Genomic DNA, 17,606 nt, shown 5'->3' on the forward strand with positions numbered 1-17,606 from the left:
GGGAGGGCCGCCATGGACCTCGTCATCCGCGACGCACGCGTCATCGACGGCGGCGGCGGCCCGTCCTTCCGGGCGGACGTCGCCGTCGACGGCGGCCGGATCGCCGCGATCCATCCGGAGGGCTCCCCGGGCCGGCGCCCGACCGCCCGCCGCACCCTGGAGGCGGACGGCCTCGCGCTGGCCCCCGGCTTCATCGACATGCACGCCCACAGCGACCTCGCGCTGCTGCGCGACCCCGACCACAGCGCGAAGGCCGCCCAGGGCGTGACGCTCGAAGTCCTGGGCCAGGACGGCCTGTCGTACGCCCCCGTCGACGACCGCACGCTCGCCGAGGTCCGCCGGACCATCGCCGGGTGGAACGGCGACGGCGAGGACGTCGACTTCGACTGGCGCACGGTCGGCGAGTACCTCGACCGGCTCGACCGGAACTTCGGCGGCGAGGGCATCGCGGTCAACGCCGCCTACCTCGTCCCGCAGGGCACGGTCCGGATGTACGCGGTGGGCTGGGAGGACCGTCCCGCCACCGGAGCCGAACTCGACCGGATGCGCGAGCTCGTCGCCCAGGGCATGCGGGAGGGCGCGGTCGGCATGTCCTCCGGGCTGACCTACACCCCCGGGATGTACGCGGACGAGGCCGAACTCACCGAACTCTGCCGGGTGGTGGCGGACCACGGCGGTTACTGGTGCCCGCACCACCGCTCGTACGGGGCCGGGGCGCTGGAGGCGTACGAGGAGATGGTGCGGCTCACCCGGAAGGCGGGGTGCGCCCTCCATCTCGCCCACGCCACCATGAACTTCGGGGTGAACGAGGGCCGGGCGCCCGAGCTGCTCGGCCTGCTCGACCGGGCGCTGGACGAGGGCGCCGACATCTCGCTGGACACGTACCCGTACACCCCCGGGTGCACCACGCTGGTGGCGATGCTGCCGAGCTGGGCGAACGAGGGCGGCCCCGAAGCGACCCTGGCGCGGCTCGCGGACCCCGTCGACGCGGCGCGGATACGCCACGACCTGGAGGTCACCGGATCGGACGGCTGCCACGGGGTGCCGATCGACTGGGACACCATCGAGATCTCCGGCGTCACCTCCGCCGGGCTCTCCGGGTACGTGGGCCGCACGGTCGCCGCCTCGGCGCGGGAGCACGGCGAGGAGCCCTGGGCCACCGCCCGGCGGCTGCTCACCGAGGACCGCCTCGGCTCCACGATCCTCCAGCACGTGGGGCACGAGGAGAACGTCCGCCGGATCATGCGCCACCGCGTGCACACCGGCGGCAGCGACGGCATCCTGCGGGGCGACAAGCCGCACCCGCGCGCGTACGGCACCTTCCCGCACTATCTCGGGCGCTACGCAAGGGAGTTGGGCGTCCTCACCCTGGAGGAGTGCGTCGCGCACCTGACCTCCCGCCCGGCGGCACGGCTGCGGCTGGCGGACCGGGGGCTGGTCCGCGCCGGATACCGCGCCGACCTCGTACTCTTCGATCCTTCGACGGTTGCGGCAGGTTCGACCTTCGAAGCGCCCCGGGCCCTTCCGGTGGGCATCCCGCACGTGCTGATCGACGGCCGGTTCGTCATCGAGGACGGCCACAGGACCCAGGTACTGGCGGGCCGCTCGGTCCGCTCGACCGCACGCTGACCCGGGGTACCCGCCGACCCGGGGTACGCCGACCCGGGGTACGCCGACCCGAGGCACGCTCCCCGGGTCCGCGCACCGACGGGCCGCGTACCGACCGGGCCGCACGCTCTCCCGGGACCGCGCGCGGACGGCGGCCCGGGAGAGCGTCAACAGCCGTCCCGGCGTTACGGCTTGGGCAGGGCGCAGCCGCTGCGGGTGAGGTCGATCACGCTGCCGGGGCCGACGCAGGGCACGATGCCGTAGGTCTCCTGGGCGTAGTTGATGCCCTGGCGCACGGTCACCGTGCCGTTGGCGTCGACCTCGCACGGGTTGTTCTCCGTGCACTGCTCGCCGTCCTCGTTGCCGGTGTTGTTGACGGCGACCACCTTGCCGGTCGCGTCGTCGATCACCGGGGAGCCCGAGGTGCCGCCGATGGTCTGGCAGGCGGAGGTGTAGCGGACCGAGTCCTTCCAGGTCCACGCGCCTTCCTTGAGGCGGTAGACGAAGCCGTCGACGGCGCAGGAGTAGGTCCGCTTCCAGTAACCGGACGCGACCGTGATCGCGGTGCCCTGGACGGGGTGGGCGGCGGAGAGCTCCAGGGCCTTGATGCCGTAACTGCTCTCTATCTGGGCGTAGGTGCGGGTGAGCTGGTAGATCGAGATGTCGGTGTCGGTCATCGTGCCGTAGGCGATCTTGCTGGCGCGCAGGGTGCCGACGCCGGTGCCGGACGCGTTGAGCAGCGTGAAGGAGCGGGTGGACGCGCGGTTCACGATGACCTGTCCGGCGGCCGGGAAGCCCGTCTCCAGGCAGTGGCCGTTGGAGAGGACCAGCGCGGGATCGGTGGGCAGGGCGGTGGGGGTACGGACGACGGAGCCGGAACAGTTGCTCAGCGCCACGGTTCCGGCGAAGCCGACCGCCTGCACACCGGCGACGGCCCGCACACCGGCGACGGCCGGGGCGGCGGGCGCACCGGCGGTCGGCGCGGACTTGCCGACGGACGCCACGGACGCGGACGCCGGGGACGCGGTCGTCCCGGAGTCGGTCGCGGCAAGCGCGGGCACCGCACCGGCGCCGAGAAGAAGGGCGCTCAGGAGCGCGGCGACGAGAGGCTTTTTCATGGGGGGTCCCCTCCGATGACCTGGTGCGCGGACACGCCGGGTTGTGCGGGCCCGCGCACGCGTGGCCGGAGATCTTCCGGCCTTGGCATGAGCATGGTCACGCACCGGAGAAACCCCCACAAGGGACGGAATCCAGCCGCGCCTCAGATGTTGCTCAACCCGCGCCTCGGGGCCGGGCCCCCCGGGAAGAGTGCGGCCATGAGCCTCTTCACGAAGAACCACCTCGCCGTCCTCGTCCTGCACGACGCCACCGGCATCCTCGACGCGCTCCGCGAGGAACTGGCGGCGGCACCCGCGGCCGACCGGCCGGGCCTGGAACGCGCGCTCGCTCTCGTCGGCTCCTACACCGGCCGCCCCGAGGCCGAGCTGCGCGTCCGCTGGGTGCGCGAGCGGCTCGCGGCGGCCGGTCACACGGGCCCCGCCGACTCCACCGAGGCGATCAGGGCGCTGCGCAAGGCCGAGCCGGGCCTCTCGCTCCTTCAGGCCGTGACCTACGCCAGGGAGGCGGCCGCGGCCGGGGCCTGAACCGGGCGGGTCCACCGGGGGCAGACCCACTGAGGGCCGGTCCACCGGGGGCAGACCCGCCGGTGGCAGCCCCACCGAGGCAGGCCCACCGAAGGCAGGACCGCCGAAGCCAGGACCGCCGAGGGCCGGTGGAAGCCGCGCGAAAACCCCGCCGCCCCCGCGTTCCGTACGCCCGTCCGCACCACACCCGTCCAGGCGGACTCACGTACGAGCGGGGGACCCGCGTGGCGCATCTCACCCACGGCTGCGACACACGCGCATTCCAAGCCGCACCACCGGCACGACCGGACGTTCCCACGGCTCACCCGCCCGGCCGCATGGCGATGGAAGCCTCGGCGGCCGACCGGGCCGTCCGCGGAGGAACCGCGGGGCCGCAAGTCCCGAGCACGACGCGAAACACCGCCGTAAGCTCGCGGTCATGCAGGTCATCCAGTCCACGAAGCTCGCCAACGTCTGCTACGAGATCAGGGGCCCCGTGCTGGAGGAGGCGATGCGGCTGGAAGCGGCCGGTCAGCGCATCCTCAAGCTGAACACGGGCAACCCGGCGGCGTTCGGTTTCGAGTGCCCGCCGGAGATCCTCGAAGACATCCTGCGCAACGTCGCGGGGGCGCACGGATACGGCGACGCGAAGGGCCTGCTGTCGGCGCGCCGGGCTGTGATGCAGCACTACCAGACCAAGGGCATCCCGCTGGATGTCGAGGACATCTACCTCGGCAACGGCGTCTCCGAGCTGATCCAGATGTCGATGCAGGCGCTGCTGGACGACGGCGACGAGGTCCTCGTACCGGCGCCCGACTACCCGCTCTGGACCGCCTCGGTCTCGCTGGCGGGCGGTACGGCGGTGCACTACCGCTGCGACGAGCAGGCCGACTGGATGCCGGACCTCGCCGACATCGAGCGGAAGATCACGGACCGCACCAAGGCCATCGTGATCATCAACCCGAACAATCCGACCGGCGCCGTCTACGACGACGAGATGCTGCGCGGGCTGACGGAGATCGCGCGCCGCCACTCCCTGGTGGTCTGCTCCGACGAGATCTACGACCGCATCCTCTACGACGGCGCCACCCACACCCCGACCGCGGCGATCGCCCCGGACCTGCTGGTCCTCACCTTCAACGGTCTGTCGAAGAACTACCGGGTGGCCGGATACCGCTCCGGGTGGATGGCGGTGTGCGGGCCGAAGGAGCACGCCTCCTCGTACATCGAGGGGCTGACCATCCTCGCCAACATGCGGCTCTGCGCCAACATGCCGGCCCAGCACGCGGTGGCCACGGCGCTCGGCGGCCGGCAGTCGATCGACGATCTGGTGCTGCCGGGCGGCCGGATCCTGGAGCAGCGGGACGTGGCGTACGACCTGCTGACGCAGATCCCCGGGGTGACCTGCGTGAAGCCGAAGGGCGCCCTGTACCTCTTCCCCCGGCTCGACCCGAAGGTCTACAAGATCAAGGACGACCGGCAGATGGTGCTGGACCTGCTGCGGGCCGAGAAGATCATGGTGGTGCACGGCACCGGGTTCAACTGGCCGGAACCCGACCATTTCCGGGTGGTCACCCTGCCCTCGGCGGAGGACCTCCGGGACGCGGTGACGCGGATCGCGCACTTCCTGGACGGTTACAGCCAGCCGTGAGCGAGAGCCGCCGTCGGCGGTGAACGTCGGCGTCGGCCGCGAGGGGCTCGGCCGTGAGCGCGCCGGGGCGGTCCGATCCGGCGCCCTCGGCGACCCTCCGCCTCAGGCGGTCGGGACCAGGCGCGGGGTTCCGGCGGCCGTCGACAGCGCTTCGGCGTGCGCGTCCATCCGTTCCGCCGCGAGGATCGCCGCGGCGGTGTCGGCGCGCGACGCCGCGACCACGAGCGCCCGGCCGGCGAGGGTGTGGGCGCGGCGGTGCAGGGCCGCGGGCGGGGCGTCGATCAGCCCGGCGTGCCGGGCGGGGGGCGTGCCGCGCAGCCGGGACACCTGCTCGGCGATCCGGTCTCCGGCCGCGTCGAGCCCCAGCTCGTCGGTGACGGAGAGCAGCGCGGCGAGGTGACCGGCGAGCTGGATGTCCAGCTCCTCCTCGCGGCTGCGGTGCGGGAATCCGGCGGTGTCGGCCGGCGTGTGGACCGACGGGGTGCGGATCGGCTCGTACATGGGTGGCCTCCAGGTTCTGCTGGAAGACCATCCTATCTTGGAATCAGTCTAAAGTTGTGCGCGATCTCGCGGCTGCCGCACTCCCGTCCGGGCGAGGGGTGACCGGCCCGCTCGCCGGTCACCCCCCGCCCGGTATCCACCCCGTCCAGACCGGCTCAGACCGGCTTGCGGACCCGGACGGTCGCCGTGGCGGTGTCGGCGAGGTGCAGGTCGTCGCCCGCGTAGCCGACCTCGTACGTCACCTCACCGTTCGCGCCGGGGATGTCGTCGATGGTGAAGGTGCCGTCCGCCGCGACGGCCGCCGACGTCAGCGTGCCGGTGCCCTTCTTGTCGGTGCGCACGACGGAGAGCGTGATCCCGGCGGGCAGCGCGCGGCCCTGGCCGGTGAGCGTGCCGGTGATCCGCAGACCCACGCCCTTGGTGCCCTCCGCCGGGGCGGTCAGCGTGATCGAGGTCGGGGCCTTCGCCACCTCGGTCTCCAGGGCGATGTCCTCGGTCGGGCGGTGGGTCAGGTCACCGGTGAACGAGACGGTGTACGTGGCCGGGCCGACCGCCGACGGCACGTCCAGCACGGTGAACGTCCCGTCGGCGTCCACCTCGGCGGGGGCGAGCGTACGGTCGCCGCCCGCGTCGTGGCGTACGGCCGTCACCTCGACGGGCTGCGCCGGTGCGGGCCCGTCGATCTCCAGCCGGCCCCGGATGCCGAGGGGTTCGCCGACCACGGGGTGCGCCGCGCTCGTGGAGAGCGTGCCGGTGAAACGGGTGTCGTACTGGGCGGCGGGCGGCTGGATGATGTGCAGCCAGTACTCGTATCCGTTGCCGCCGCCGGTGACGGCGAAGAGGCGGGAGCCGTCCTCGGACCAGGCGAGCCCGCGCGGCGCGACCTTGTTCCCGTCGAGCGCGCCCTCGAAGGCGAACTCCAGCGGGGGTGTGGCGTCCGCCGGGTCGGCGGCCTGGACCACCAGGTCCGCGGTGGAGCCGGTGGCGGCGGCACCGCGCGCGAGGTACTTCCCGTCGCCGCTGAAGGCGACCGCACTGGCCACAGCGCCCTCGGGGAGCGGCTGATAGGTCGTGGCGGCGTCCGAGAGGTCGCCCGCGTTCAGCAGCCGGGTGCCGGTACGGGCGTCCGCGACGGCGATCAGGCTGCCGTCCGCGGACTCGGCCACGTCCCGCATGTCGAGTCCGCCCTGGCCGGTGCCGTCGGCGAACCGGCGTTGGGCGGTACGGACCAGGCTGGTGCCGCTCGCGTCGAAGACGGCGAGGTACGGGTCGGTCACGGCGGTTCCCCGGGGCTGGGCCATGAGCAGCCGGTCCGGGGTCTGCGGGGTGCTGAAGAGCCGCAGCCTGCCGGTGTCGTTCCAGCCGGTCGAGGTGTTGTTCGTGCCGTCGGCCGCCGCCCCGTACACGGTGTACGTCCGGTTGTCGCAGTCGCTGTCGTTGTTGGTCCCGGTGTACCAGACCCGGCCGCCCGCGAACCCGGCGTCCCGGGGGCAGTACACGTCGTACGTGCCGTACACCCGGCCGGTACGCGCGTAGGTGATGGTGTCGAACGAGACCACGCCCGAGGTCTGGCCGACCTCCAGCGTCGAGCTGTCCGAACTGAGCGCCAGGGTGGACGGCACGTCGTCCGTCGCCAGGGTGGTGATCTTCTCCCCGCCGAAGTCGTAGACCTGGACCGACCCCGTACCGCTGGTCCTGCGGTCGTCGCCGACGTAGACGCGCTCGTGGACCGAGTCGACGACCAGCGAGCCGAACGAGCTGATCGGCAGCTTGACGACCTGCTCACTGGCCGTCCCGGTGCCGGTCTCGGCGGCTTGGGCGGCGGGCGCGGCCAGTACGGCCGTTCCCGCGACACCGAGCGAGAGCGCGGCGACCGCGGCGGCGGTCCGCAGACGGAGCTTCGAATTCCTCAACGTACTTCCCCCACACACGTGTTGATGGCTCCGGGCGGCTCCCGGAGGCGTGCAGGGAACAGATAACTCCCGTGAATGCCGGAGACGCAAGAGATTACTGAAAACCGGCGTGTCACGCGCGAGTTGGCGCAACCGGCGAAACACCCGGCACCCCCGGATCGGTGCGGCCGGCGAGACACCCGACCTCCCGGAACGGTGCGACCGACGAGACACCCGGCGCCCCGAACGGCGCGGCCCCCGGAACCATGCGGGTTCCGGGGGCCGTTCACGCTCTCACTCCAGGGGATGCGTCGGGCCTCACCCCAGGCGCTGCACCAACGCCCGGTATTCGTCCCACAGTTCCTTCGGCGTGTGGTCCCCGAAAGTGTTGAGGTGCTCGGGGACCAGCGCCGCCTCCTCGCGCCAGACCTCCTTGTCGACGGTGAGCAGGAAGTCCAACTCCGCCTCGGAGAGCCCGAGTCCGTCGGTGTCGAGCGAGCCCTTGGCCGGCAGGATGCCGATCGGCGACTCGACGCCCTCGGCCTTGCCCTCCAGCCGCTCCACGATCCACTTGAGCACCCGGCTGTTCTCGCCGAACCCGGGCCAGACGAACCGGCCCGCGTCGTCCTTGCGGAACCAGTTCACGTAGTAGATCTTCGGCAGCTTCGACTGGTCGGGCTTGTCCGCGCCCACCTTGATCCAGTGGTTCATGTAGTCGCCCATGTTGTAGCCGCAGAACGGCAGCATGGCGAACGGGTCTCGGCGCAGCTCGCCGACCTTGCCCTCGGCGGCGGCGGTCTTCTCTGAGGCGACGTTGGCGCCGAGGAAGACGCCGTGCTGCCAGGTGAAGGACTCGGTGACCAGCGGTACGGCGGTGGCGCGGCGGCCGCCGAAGAGGATGGCCGAGATCGGCACGCCCTTCGGGTCCTCCCATTCGGGGGCGATGATCGGGCACTGGCCGGCCGGGACGGTGAAGCGGGCGTTGGGGTGGGCGGCGGGGACGCCGGACGCGGGGGTCCAGTCGTTGCCCTTCCAGTCGGTGAGGTGCGCGGGCGGCTCCTCGGTCATGCCCTCCCACCAGACGTCGCCGTCGTCGGTGAGGGCGACGTTGGTGAAGACGGAGTTGCCCCACATGGTCTTCATGGCGTTGGCGTTGGTGTGTTCGCCGGTGCCGGGCGCGACGCCGAAGAAGCCGGCCTCGGGGTTGATCGCGTAGAGCCGGCCGTCCTCGCCGAAGCGCATCCAGGCGATGTCGTCGCCGATGGTCTCGACGCTCCAGCCGGAGATGGTGGGCTCCAGCATCGCGAGGTTGGTCTTACCGCAGGCGCTCGGGAACGCGGCGGCGACGTAACGCGACTCCCCGCGCGGCGGGGTGAGTTTGAGGATCAGCATGTGCTCGGCGAGCCAGCCCTCGTCGCGCGCCATGACGGAGGCGATGCGCAGCGCGTAACACTTCTTGCCCAGCAGGGCGTTGCCGCCGTAGCCGGAGCCGTACGACCAGATCTCGCGGTCCTCGGGGAAGTGCGAGATGTACTTGGTGGTGTTGCACGGCCACGGTACGTCCGCCTGGCCTTCGGCGAGCGGGGCGCCGAGGGTGTGCACCGCCTTCACGAAGAAGCCGTCGGTGCCGAGTTCGTCGAGGACCTCCCGCCCCATCCGCGTCATGGTGCGCATGGAGACGGCGACGTACGCGGAGTCGGTGAGCTCCACGCCGATCGCGGAGAGCGGGGAGCCGACGGGGCCCATGCAGAAGGGCACGACGTAGAGGGTGCGGCCCCGCATCGAGCCCCGGAAGACGCCCTGTTCGCCGGAGAAGATCTCCCGCATCTCGGCGGGGTCCTTCCAGTGGTTGGTCGGGCCCGCGTCCGCTTCCTTCGCGGAGCAGATGAAGGTGCGGTCCTCGACGCGGGCGACGTCGCTCGGATCGGACGCGGCGTAGTAGGAGTTCGGGCGCAGCGTCGCGTCCAGCTTCGTGAAGGTGCCCTTGGCGACGAGCTCCTCGCACAGGCGCTCGTACTCGGCTTCGGATCCGTCGCACCAGACCACACGGTCCGGCTGGGTGAGGGCCGCGATCTCGTCGACCCAGGAGACGAGTTCCTGGTGCCGGGTGGGAAGAGGGGAGGGAGCTGCGATGTCGCGCGCCACGATCGCTCCTTGTCGAGGGTGGATTTCGTTGATGCCCCGTGGGGGCTTCGACCCGGACGCTTCGACTGCGTCATCCCTGGCGCTCATCCGGTGCCGACCGCACTCATTTGATCATCCGCCGCAGGCGCCCATCTGTCCAGGGGGCCTCACATGTGAGCATCACCACTCGCCGTGTCCGCCTCGACACCCTCGGAAGGGACTCCCCGCAGGCCCAGAAGCTCCGGGAATCATCGGAAATCGTCGGAAGAATCCGGGAACTCCTTCACGCTCCGGAGCACGGCCACCGCCGCCCGGAGCGTGAACACCGCCGCCCGGAGCGTGAACACCGCCACCCATAGGCGGTACTTACGGAGGCGTAGGTAGCATGCGGACATGACTGCTGCCGGTGCGTCCGCACCCGAATCCGCCGTCCTGGACGCAGTGCCGCTCAAGCCACGGATGCGCGGCTGGCTGCACGCCGGAATGTTCCCCGCGGTTCTGGTCGCGGGGCTGGCGCTCATCACGCTCACGGACAGCACCAAGGGGCGGATCGCCTGCGCGGTGTACGTCCTCAGCGCCTGCCTGCTCTTCGGCGTGAGCGCGGTCTACCACCGCGGCACCTGGGGCCCACGCGGCGAGGCGGTGCTCCGGCGGCTGGACCACGCGAACATCTTCCTGATCATCGCGGGCACGTACACCCCGCTCACCCTGCTCCTGCTGCCCGACTCCACCGGGCGTCCCCTGCTGTGGGCGGTCTGGGCGGCGGCGCTGGCGGGGATCGCGTTCCGGGTGTTCTGGGTCGGCGCACCACGCTGGCTCTACACGCCCTGCTACATCGCGATGGGCTGGGCGGCCGTCTTCTTCCTGCCGGACTTCATGCGGGCCGGCGGCGTCGCCGTCCTGGTCCTCGTCGTCGTCGGCGGGGTGCTCTACAGTGCGGGCGGTGTGATCTACGGCCTCAAGCGGCCCAACCCCTCACCGCGGTTCTTCGGCTTCCACGAGGTCTTCCACTCGCTGACCCTCGCCGCGTTCGTCGCCCACTACGTGGGCATCTCGCTCGTCGCCTACCAGCACGGCTGATCGTTTCCGCAGGGACGCCAGGACGGCTGTGGCCGCGGCCTTTCGAGGCCGCGGCCACAGCCGTCTCCGGGACCGGCGCGCTCAGCCGCCCAGCCGGCGGCTCAGCTCCTCGGCGTCCGTCGTCGGGGTCTCGCAGACGAAGTGGCGGCAGACGTACGCGGTCGGCTCCCCGCCCACCAGCGCCCGGTCCACCAGCAGCGGGAACTCCCCGCCGCCCGGCTCCCCCACCGCGACGACCGCGCCCGGCGCCCGTCCCAGCAGCGCCGTACGGTGCAGCTCACCGCCGACCGGCCCGGCCACCGCCACCTCGCGGGGCCCGTCGAGCAGCGCCTCGGCGGCGGCCAGCCCCCAGCCCACGAACCGGGGGGCGCGCGGCCCGAGCGCCTTCACCACTCCGAGCGCGCCCTCGGCCGCCGTGCGGTGCGGCTCGGAGCCGGTGTGCGCCGCGTACGAAAGGAGCGCCCCGGCCGCCGCCGTCCAGCCGGACGGGGTGGCGTTGTCGGTGGGGTCCTGCGGGCGGCGGATCAGCTTCTCGGCGTCGTCCGCCGTGTCGTACAGCTGCCCGCCCTCCCCCGCGAACCGGGTCAGCACCACGTCGAGCAGCAGCCCGGCGAACTCCAGCCAGACCCCCTCGCCGGTCACCGACGCCAGCGCGAGGAACCCCTCGGCGACGTCCGCGTAGTCCTCCAGCACCCCGCTGTTCTCCCCGGCCCGCCCCTCCATCGAGGTGCGGCAGAGCCGGCCGTTCTCGCCCAGGTGGACGCGGACCAGCAGGTCGGCGGCTTCGGTGGCCCGCTCCACCAGGTCGGGCCGGTCGAAGTACGCGCCCGTCTCGGCCAGCGCCGCGACGGCCAGACCGTTCCAGGCCGCGACCACCTTGTCGTCCCGCCCCGGCCGGGGCCGCAGCTCACGGGCGACCAGCAGCCGGGCCCGGACGGAGGCGACCCGCTCGGCGTCGGCGTCACCGCCGTCGGGACCGCTGTCGGGACCGCCGTCGGGACTGTCCGCCGCCGTACCGGCATCGAGCCGAAGCACCGAGGAGCCCTCCTCGAAGGTGCCCTCCTCGGTCACCCCGAAGCGGGCCGCGGCGAACGCCCCGTCCTCCTCGCCGAGCACCTCGCGGAGCTGGGCGGGCGTCCACACGTAGAACGCGCCCTCCACGTGCCGGCCCGCGGCGTCCTCGCTGTCCGCGTCGAGCGCCGATGCGAAGCCGCCCTCGGTCGTCCGGAGCTCCCTGACCAGGAAGTCCGCCGTCTCCAGCGCCACCCGGCGGGCCAGGTCCGACCCGGTCGACCGCCACAGATGCGCGTACACCCGGCAGAGCAGCGCGTTGTCGTAGAGCATCTTCTCGAAGTGCGGAACCGTCCACTCCCGGTCCACCGCGTACCGTGCGAACCCGCCCCCGAGCTGGTCGTAGATCCCGCCCATCGCCATCGCCGCGCAACTGTCCGCGGCCATCTGCAGGGCGCCCTCGGAGCCGGTACGGGCGTGGTGGCGCAGCAGGAACTCGATCACCATCGACGGCGGGAACTTCGGCGCACCGCCGAACCCGCCGTGCGTGTCGTCGTAGTCCCGGGTCAGCCCCAGCAGCGCCCGCCCCAGGTCCGACTCGTCCGGCACGCCCTGCCCGCCGTGCGCCAGCGACCGCCCGGCCAGGTCCGCCACGATGTGCCCCGCCACCTCGGCGACCTCCCCGCGCCGCTCGGTCCACGCGGCGGACACGCCCTCCAGCACCTGCCGGAACGACGCCATGCCGTGCCGGGGCTCGGGCGGGAAGTACGTACCGAAGTAGAAGGGCTCGGCGTCCGCCGTCAGGAACACGGTCATCGGCCACCCGCCCTGCCCGGTCGCCGCCTGCACCGCCTCCATGTACACGGCGTCGACGTCCGGCCGCTCCTCCCGGTCCACCTTCACCGGGACGAAGTGGGCGTTGAGGTACGCGGCCGTGTCCTCGTCCTCGAAGGATTCGTGCGCCATGACGTGGCACCAGTAAATTATCAGAAGCATAAGTGGCAGGACGCATAGCCCACACTCAAGAGAATGGGCACGTCCCGCCGCTTAGCTTCCGTCATCGCCTCCTCTCCCCATGGCCACCAGTCCACTGGATTGGAGGCATGCTGGAGTAGGTAGGGCGACTGTGCGTTAGCCAGTCTGTTCATACCGGCATCGTTGCACGATCCAAAGCGTCCAGCCTCGACATCCACAGGGGTCGAGCCAGGAGTTACAAGATGTACACAGCACCTAACAACAAGGTGGTCGCGCTCACCGCGCCCGACGACGCGGACCTCAGCGATCTTGAGCTGCGGGGCAGGCCGGCCGGCCTCGCCCCTCCGGACGAGCTCGCCCTCCTCCACCCCCGCACAGCCTTCCTGATCGCGTACTCCCGCATCTCCGACGACTGGCGCAAACACAACAAGAAGAAGGCCGCGAGATCCGCGTGGTCAGCAGGCAAGGGGGTGGCCAACCAGCATCGCCGCAACGACAAGTACGCAGCGCGCCACGATGCTGTGGTCGTTCACAGGTACACCGACAATGACCTTTCAGCCTCCAAGCGGGATGTCGTGCGGCCGGACTTCCAAGCGATGCTTCGAGACCTCCAGCGAGGGCACACCCCAGAGGGCTACCCGATCCACGGGGTCATCTGCGTTGACCAAGACCGCGTCCAGCGCACGGACCGGGACTGGGAGGACTTTGTCGAGGCGATCACACTCGACCCGAGCCGGCGCTTCTACACCCCGTCGGGGCCAATGGATCTCACCGAGGAAAGCGAGATCATCAAGACGGGCATCATGGCAGTGGTCAACAAGGCCGAGGCGATGAAGAAGAAGCGTCGAATTCGTGACTGGCACCAGGACCGAATACTTGACGGCCTGCCTCACAGTGGCCCTCGGCCGTTCGGCTGGGAGGAGGACCGGGAGACGCTTCGGCCAATCGAGTCAGAGTTCCTGGCATGGTCTATCGACGAGCGCATCAGGGGAAAGGCGGTGAGAGTCCTTTGCATTGAGGCGAAGCGGCAAGGTTTGACGGGAACTCGTGGAGTTGACATCGGGCCGCAGACGCTCACACAAATGATGACGGCTCCGCGCGTATGCGGGTATCGCGCGAACCGTGGCGAACTTTGCCTGGATGACGACGGTTCACCAATTGTGGGGAAATGGGAAACCGTCACCACCCCAGAGAAGTGGCAGGCGGTGTGCGCCACCTTCAAAGCGGGAAGCACCTACCTCGGTCGCGGCAGCGGCACGCCGAGGATCACCGGAATCCCGAAGACCATCAAGTACTTGGGTTCAACACTGCTTCGCTGCCAGTTCCCCCTGGAGGTGGAGATCGACGGTGCAGTGAAGACGCGCGTGTGCAACGGGCCCATGGGTGGAACGAAAGCGAGCAGCAAGCGCAGCCCGTACGTCTACACGTGCAGAAGCTGCTCGCACAACTCGATCTCGGGACCGATGGTGGACGGACAGCTCCAGCGCCTGGTGCTGGAGAAGCTGAAAAAGGCGCAGTCAACTTATATTCCGATCCGCGCCACGTGGCCTGACGAGCAGAAACTCCAGCAGAAGGCGGACAAGCTCGCCGGGTTGGAAAGTAAGTGGCAGGACGACGAAATCCCTGCCGACATGTTCTACCGCCTGGCAATTCCATTGGAAAAGGAAATTAAAAAGCTTCGCCGCGAGCGAGCCACCTTCGAACTGGCCACACAGACACAGAACGAGGCACCTAACGACGTCGCCAGAAAATGGCTTGCCGGCGAATATGACCTTTCACAGAAGCGCAAGGTAATGTTCGAGATTTTCGCGGCTGTACAAGTTCAGCCCGGCAGGAAGGGGAGTAAGACCCCGGACCCCAAGAGAATCACCCCAGTGTGGAAGTAGAAGTTTTGCGCCGATAGCGCCCCCCTCCACAATGGGGCTTACCGCCCGCCACCCGCGCACCGGAGAACTGCGGGCCACCTTGAAGTTCATGGTGGGTCCTTTCTACCGTTGGTGCACTCCAACGCGAGCTGGCCTACGACGGACTACGCGCCGCCGAGGCCAAGGGTGCGATGGGCGGGGCCCACCCTGCGGCCACGACGACCGACGACGTACGCACCGCGTACCCTGGGCGGTCCATCGCCACCCAACGCTCGCGCGGGCCTGCGGCATCAGCTGCGGCGCGATCCGCACGCCCTCCGCCGATCTCCTGCTGCCAGGTCCCCGTCGGGGCGCTGAGCACCCTGCTGATCATGGTGAATTGGCTGGACCCGGCAGGCGTTACGTCTGGACGTGCAGGTCGCTGAGGCCGTTACGGCTGAACGTGCAGGTTCTGATCCGCCCGTAGGTTTCGGAGGGCGGCGCGGAGTCGAAGTCCGTCGTCCATGTCGGGGATTCTGACCCGCTCGCGGTCCGTGGCGGCGAGCCCTGGCGAGGAACTTGTCTGGAGCGCGGCCACGCAGATGTGCGACGTGTACGCCGTAACGACCTACACGCCCAGCCGTAACGCCTGCCGGGTCCAGCCGATTCACCACGATCACCGGGATGCTCGCCACCTCGACGGAGATTGCACATCAGCCCGAGCACACGGCCGACGGCCGGCAGTTCCGCCCCAGACACTGCCAAGGCGTCACCATGCGGCGCGGCCAGGTCCAACCCTGCGCGTCAGCGCCATCCCCCGTCGTGCACCGAGAACTCCTCGCCACGGCCAGTGCTCGACGGCGTTCGGGCGCGGCCGCAGGCCCGGCCCCGCCAGCCGAAAGGCGACCGAGGTCATGTTCGCGACAGCACAAGGGATCAAAGATCACTTAGAGCCCTGTCGCCCAATTTTGATCATGGAATTGGTGGCTCGCGTGACATTAACAACAAGGCCAGTCCGGGCATATCGCACTTAGCCACACTTCCCTCCTTGTACGATCAGTTGTGGATACGGCCGCCAATCGACCGACCCTTGCACACCCGGAGCCCACCAATCTCCTGACCACCAGCACCTCGCGTACGACCCGGTGTGAGACTGGCGACGAACACCAGCATTCCAATGGAGCGAATATGCGTTGGCGTAGAGACCCCTCACAGCGCGCACTCATGAAGGAATGCGAGAGGCTTCTCACCGACCTCCCCATCCCCGCTCCTTTCAGCGTTGAGGCGCTAGTGCGCAATATGGAGCGAGCCCTGGATCGGCAGATACGGCTAGTTCCGCTGGATGACGCCGACGGAGGGCTGGGCTCGGCATGTGGCCTTCGGGTCAAAGCGCCGGAATTCACATTGATTCTCTACCGTCGCCGTTCGAGTCGAAATCAAACTGAACACATCATTCTGCACGAGCTGGCGCACGAATGGCTTGACCATGGGACCACTCTGACGCCCATCGAGATCGAACGCTACGTCCCAGATCGCATTCGCCAGGAAGTTATCCGAAGATTTCCGTCAGCTGTGGTTCAGGGGCGGGTGGATTTCGATAGCCCCGAGGAAAAGCAAGCTGAACTCTCGGCTTCACTGATCAAGCGACTGGCGCGCCGTCAGTCGATCGCAGGCGATGACATGGTCAGCCTTTTGGAATCTTCGCTTGCTCACCCGGTAGCTCCGCCACGGCGCAGACGATAGATGCGATTTGAAGACACTCGTTGATGAGGGTTCCTCGGTCTCATAAGTTTCCCCCCCCTGTCCAACTAGTCACGTTTAATGCTGTGGTAAGCCGGCCTCCGGGGCGGGCATACCCGGCTCACCCAGTTAGCCACGGTTCGATGTCCGACTATTTCAAGTATATGACCGCGCTGGTAATCACCGCCATCGCCGTATGGAGATTCCCGGCAGTTCGCTATGGTGACTTTCACCGTCGGGCACTCTGGGGCGGCTATGCCGGATTCGCAGTCGCCCTGTGGCTCTACACGCCAGCGGTCATGTCGGCTTCAGATCGAATTCCCGTGGTCGACTTGGACGCCCTGCTGAGGCACTTCGCCAGCACTGCGGCAACCATCGCCGCCCTGACCTACGTCGCCACCAGTTACGGGAAGAGCACGAAGGCAGTCGTGCCCCGTCATGTAGCGGTCTCCCGCTGGATCGCTCGCGTGTCCCCAACGGCGGGAGCAGTAGGCGTAATTCTGCTCACGGCTCTATTTTTCTCCGTCGTCCAACGGAAGGAGCAGAGTCAAGACTTCCTCGTAGACCACGCAGGACAGGTGGGCGTGGCGGTCTACATGACCGTCTTTTATTTCTTTCCCTTGGTGACGGCCACGGTGTGCGGTTACCAGTGGACACGGGCAGCACGGCAGGCGGAAAGCACGAGTATGCGTATCGGGCTGGGCCTGATGGCAATTGCGATGTGGATGGGCCTCGTTCACTCACTGGCCCGCATCGGCCTCATGTGGATCGCAGTAGCATTCAACTTGACCCGCTCGACGGTGCGGTTCGTCGTGGATGCCGAATCTATATGGATGGACCTTCTCTTCCTGATCGTCGCAGCTGGAGCAAGTATTCCTACCACTCGCGCGGCAGCGGTCCGATGGAAGACGTGGCGCACCCTAAACAGGATCTACCCGCTTTGGTTCGATCTGGTGGACGCGTTTCCGGGAACAAGCCTCTACCCCCCGGGGGGGCGAATTACAGAAATCGTGCTCATGCGCGTACCCATCGACGTCCGCCTTGACCGGTGGACCCAGGACATCGCCGACGCTTGCGAACGCCTGCGTTACTACGCTCCGCGGGAGCTCATATTCGCCGCAGAGGACGCCACTTCCTCTCATTCTGACCCGGAGCCAGCCGCAGAGGCATATTGGGTTAAGGCCGCACTCAAAACCGTTGATGCTAATCCATCAAGCATCGAGGCCCCCGCTCCACTACGCGAGAAACCCTTCGTCGATACCGATGGCGAGGCAGCCTGGCTGGCGCGAGTCAGCACAGCTTATTCAAGCATTACCGAAAATCAGGCACAGGATCTTCTCGCGTGCGCGGTAAGGGGGGAGCTCTAAACGGTTCAGCGACTGCGACGGGCGAGTGACATTCGGCACCCTCCGCCACGTGAACTGGTTTGGTACCGTGAGTTGGGCGGACCATAGGCTTTTATCCACCAACCTGTGCACCCTGGTCTGCGACATACAGCAAATGTCGTCACCATATGTAGCCGGGGCTGGACGCTGTCCTGTCTGGACCGATGTCCGAA

The 17,606-nt window shown here is 69.0% G+C and carries 11 protein-coding genes and 1 pseudogene; 7 read left to right on the forward strand and 5 right to left on the reverse strand.

Going from position 1 to position 17,606, the window contains the following annotated elements; genetic code table 11:
* The first annotated feature begins 12 nt into the window (after positions 1 to 12).
* Entirely contained in the window at positions 13 to 1,629 is a 1,617-nt protein-coding gene (locus ACWCWD_RS22485; RefSeq protein WP_450774875.1) for an N-acyl-D-amino-acid deacylase family protein, read from the forward strand.
* Positions 1,630 to 1,793: 164 nt separating this feature from the next.
* Here the strand turns inward: ACWCWD_RS22485 and ACWCWD_RS22490 are convergent, their stop codons facing one another.
* On the reverse strand, positions 1,794 to 2,726 hold the full coding sequence (locus ACWCWD_RS22490) for a S1 family peptidase (RefSeq protein WP_450774877.1): 933 nt from the start codon (positions 2,724 to 2,726) through the stop codon (positions 1,794 to 1,796).
* Positions 2,727 to 2,924: 198 nt separating this feature from the next.
* Here ACWCWD_RS22490 and ACWCWD_RS22495 point away from each other — a divergent pair, with 198 nt between their 5' ends.
* The gene (locus tag ACWCWD_RS22495) at positions 2,925 to 3,251 is read left to right on the forward strand and encodes a hypothetical protein (RefSeq protein ID WP_450774879.1); all 327 of its coding nucleotides are present in this window, start codon (positions 2,925 to 2,927) and stop codon (positions 3,249 to 3,251) included.
* 418 nt (positions 3,252 to 3,669) lie between these two features.
* Positions 3,670 to 4,881, forward strand: coding sequence for a pyridoxal phosphate-dependent aminotransferase (locus ACWCWD_RS22500; RefSeq protein ID WP_450774881.1), 1,212 nt, complete (start codon positions 3,670 to 3,672; stop codon positions 4,879 to 4,881).
* Positions 4,882 to 4,983: 102 nt separating this feature from the next.
* On the opposite strand, the gene ACWCWD_RS22505 is transcribed toward ACWCWD_RS22500, so the two are convergent.
* From ACWCWD_RS22505 to ACWCWD_RS22515, 3 genes are all read right to left on the reverse strand, one after another.
* Positions 4,984 to 5,382 (reverse strand): SCO4983 family protein, encoded by a 399-nt coding sequence (locus tag ACWCWD_RS22505; protein ID WP_450774882.1) that lies wholly within the window; start codon positions 5,380 to 5,382, stop codon positions 4,984 to 4,986.
* 155 nt (positions 5,383 to 5,537) lie between these two features.
* Positions 5,538 to 7,295, reverse strand: coding sequence for an Ig-like domain repeat protein (locus ACWCWD_RS22510; RefSeq protein ID WP_450774884.1), 1,758 nt, complete (start codon positions 7,293 to 7,295; stop codon positions 5,538 to 5,540).
* A 297-nt stretch (positions 7,296 to 7,592) separates the two neighbouring features.
* On the reverse strand, positions 7,593 to 9,419 hold the full coding sequence (locus tag ACWCWD_RS22515; protein WP_450774886.1) for a phosphoenolpyruvate carboxykinase (GTP): 1,827 nt from the start codon (positions 9,417 to 9,419) through the stop codon (positions 7,593 to 7,595).
* Between the two features lie 372 nt (positions 9,420 to 9,791).
* Between ACWCWD_RS22515 and trhA the strand changes: the two genes are divergently transcribed.
* Complete coding sequence (trhA, locus tag ACWCWD_RS22520; protein ID WP_450774888.1) at positions 9,792 to 10,478, forward strand: PAQR family membrane homeostasis protein TrhA; 687 nt, start codon at positions 9,792 to 9,794, stop codon at positions 10,476 to 10,478.
* A gap of 81 nt (positions 10,479 to 10,559) precedes the next feature.
* Here the strand turns inward: trhA and ACWCWD_RS22525 are convergent.
* Positions 10,560 to 12,637 (reverse strand): annotated as a pseudogene (locus ACWCWD_RS22525) (thioredoxin domain-containing protein).
* Between the two features lie 69 nt (positions 12,638 to 12,706).
* Here ACWCWD_RS22525 and ACWCWD_RS22530 point away from each other — a divergent pair.
* The 3 genes from ACWCWD_RS22530 to ACWCWD_RS22540 all read left to right on the forward strand — a co-directional run bounded on the left by ACWCWD_RS22530 (position 12,707) and on the right by ACWCWD_RS22540 (position 17,415).
* Positions 12,707 to 14,350: a recombinase family protein gene (locus tag ACWCWD_RS22530; protein WP_450774890.1), complete on the forward strand. Its 1,644-nt coding sequence runs from the start codon at positions 12,707 to 12,709 to the stop codon at positions 14,348 to 14,350.
* Positions 14,351 to 15,532: 1,182 nt separating this feature from the next.
* Positions 15,533 to 16,051, forward strand: coding sequence for a hypothetical protein (locus tag ACWCWD_RS22535; RefSeq protein ID WP_450774892.1), 519 nt, complete (start codon positions 15,533 to 15,535; stop codon positions 16,049 to 16,051).
* 140 nt (positions 16,052 to 16,191) lie between these two features.
* Positions 16,192 to 17,415 carry an MAB_1171c family putative transporter gene (locus tag ACWCWD_RS22540; RefSeq protein ID WP_450774894.1) on the forward strand — a complete coding sequence of 408 codons (1,224 nt, stop codon included), beginning with the start codon at positions 16,192 to 16,194 and terminating at the stop codon, positions 17,413 to 17,415.
* The last annotated feature ends 191 nt before the right edge of the window (positions 17,416 to 17,606 follow it).

The organism is Streptomyces sp. NPDC001493, assembly GCF_053597235.1.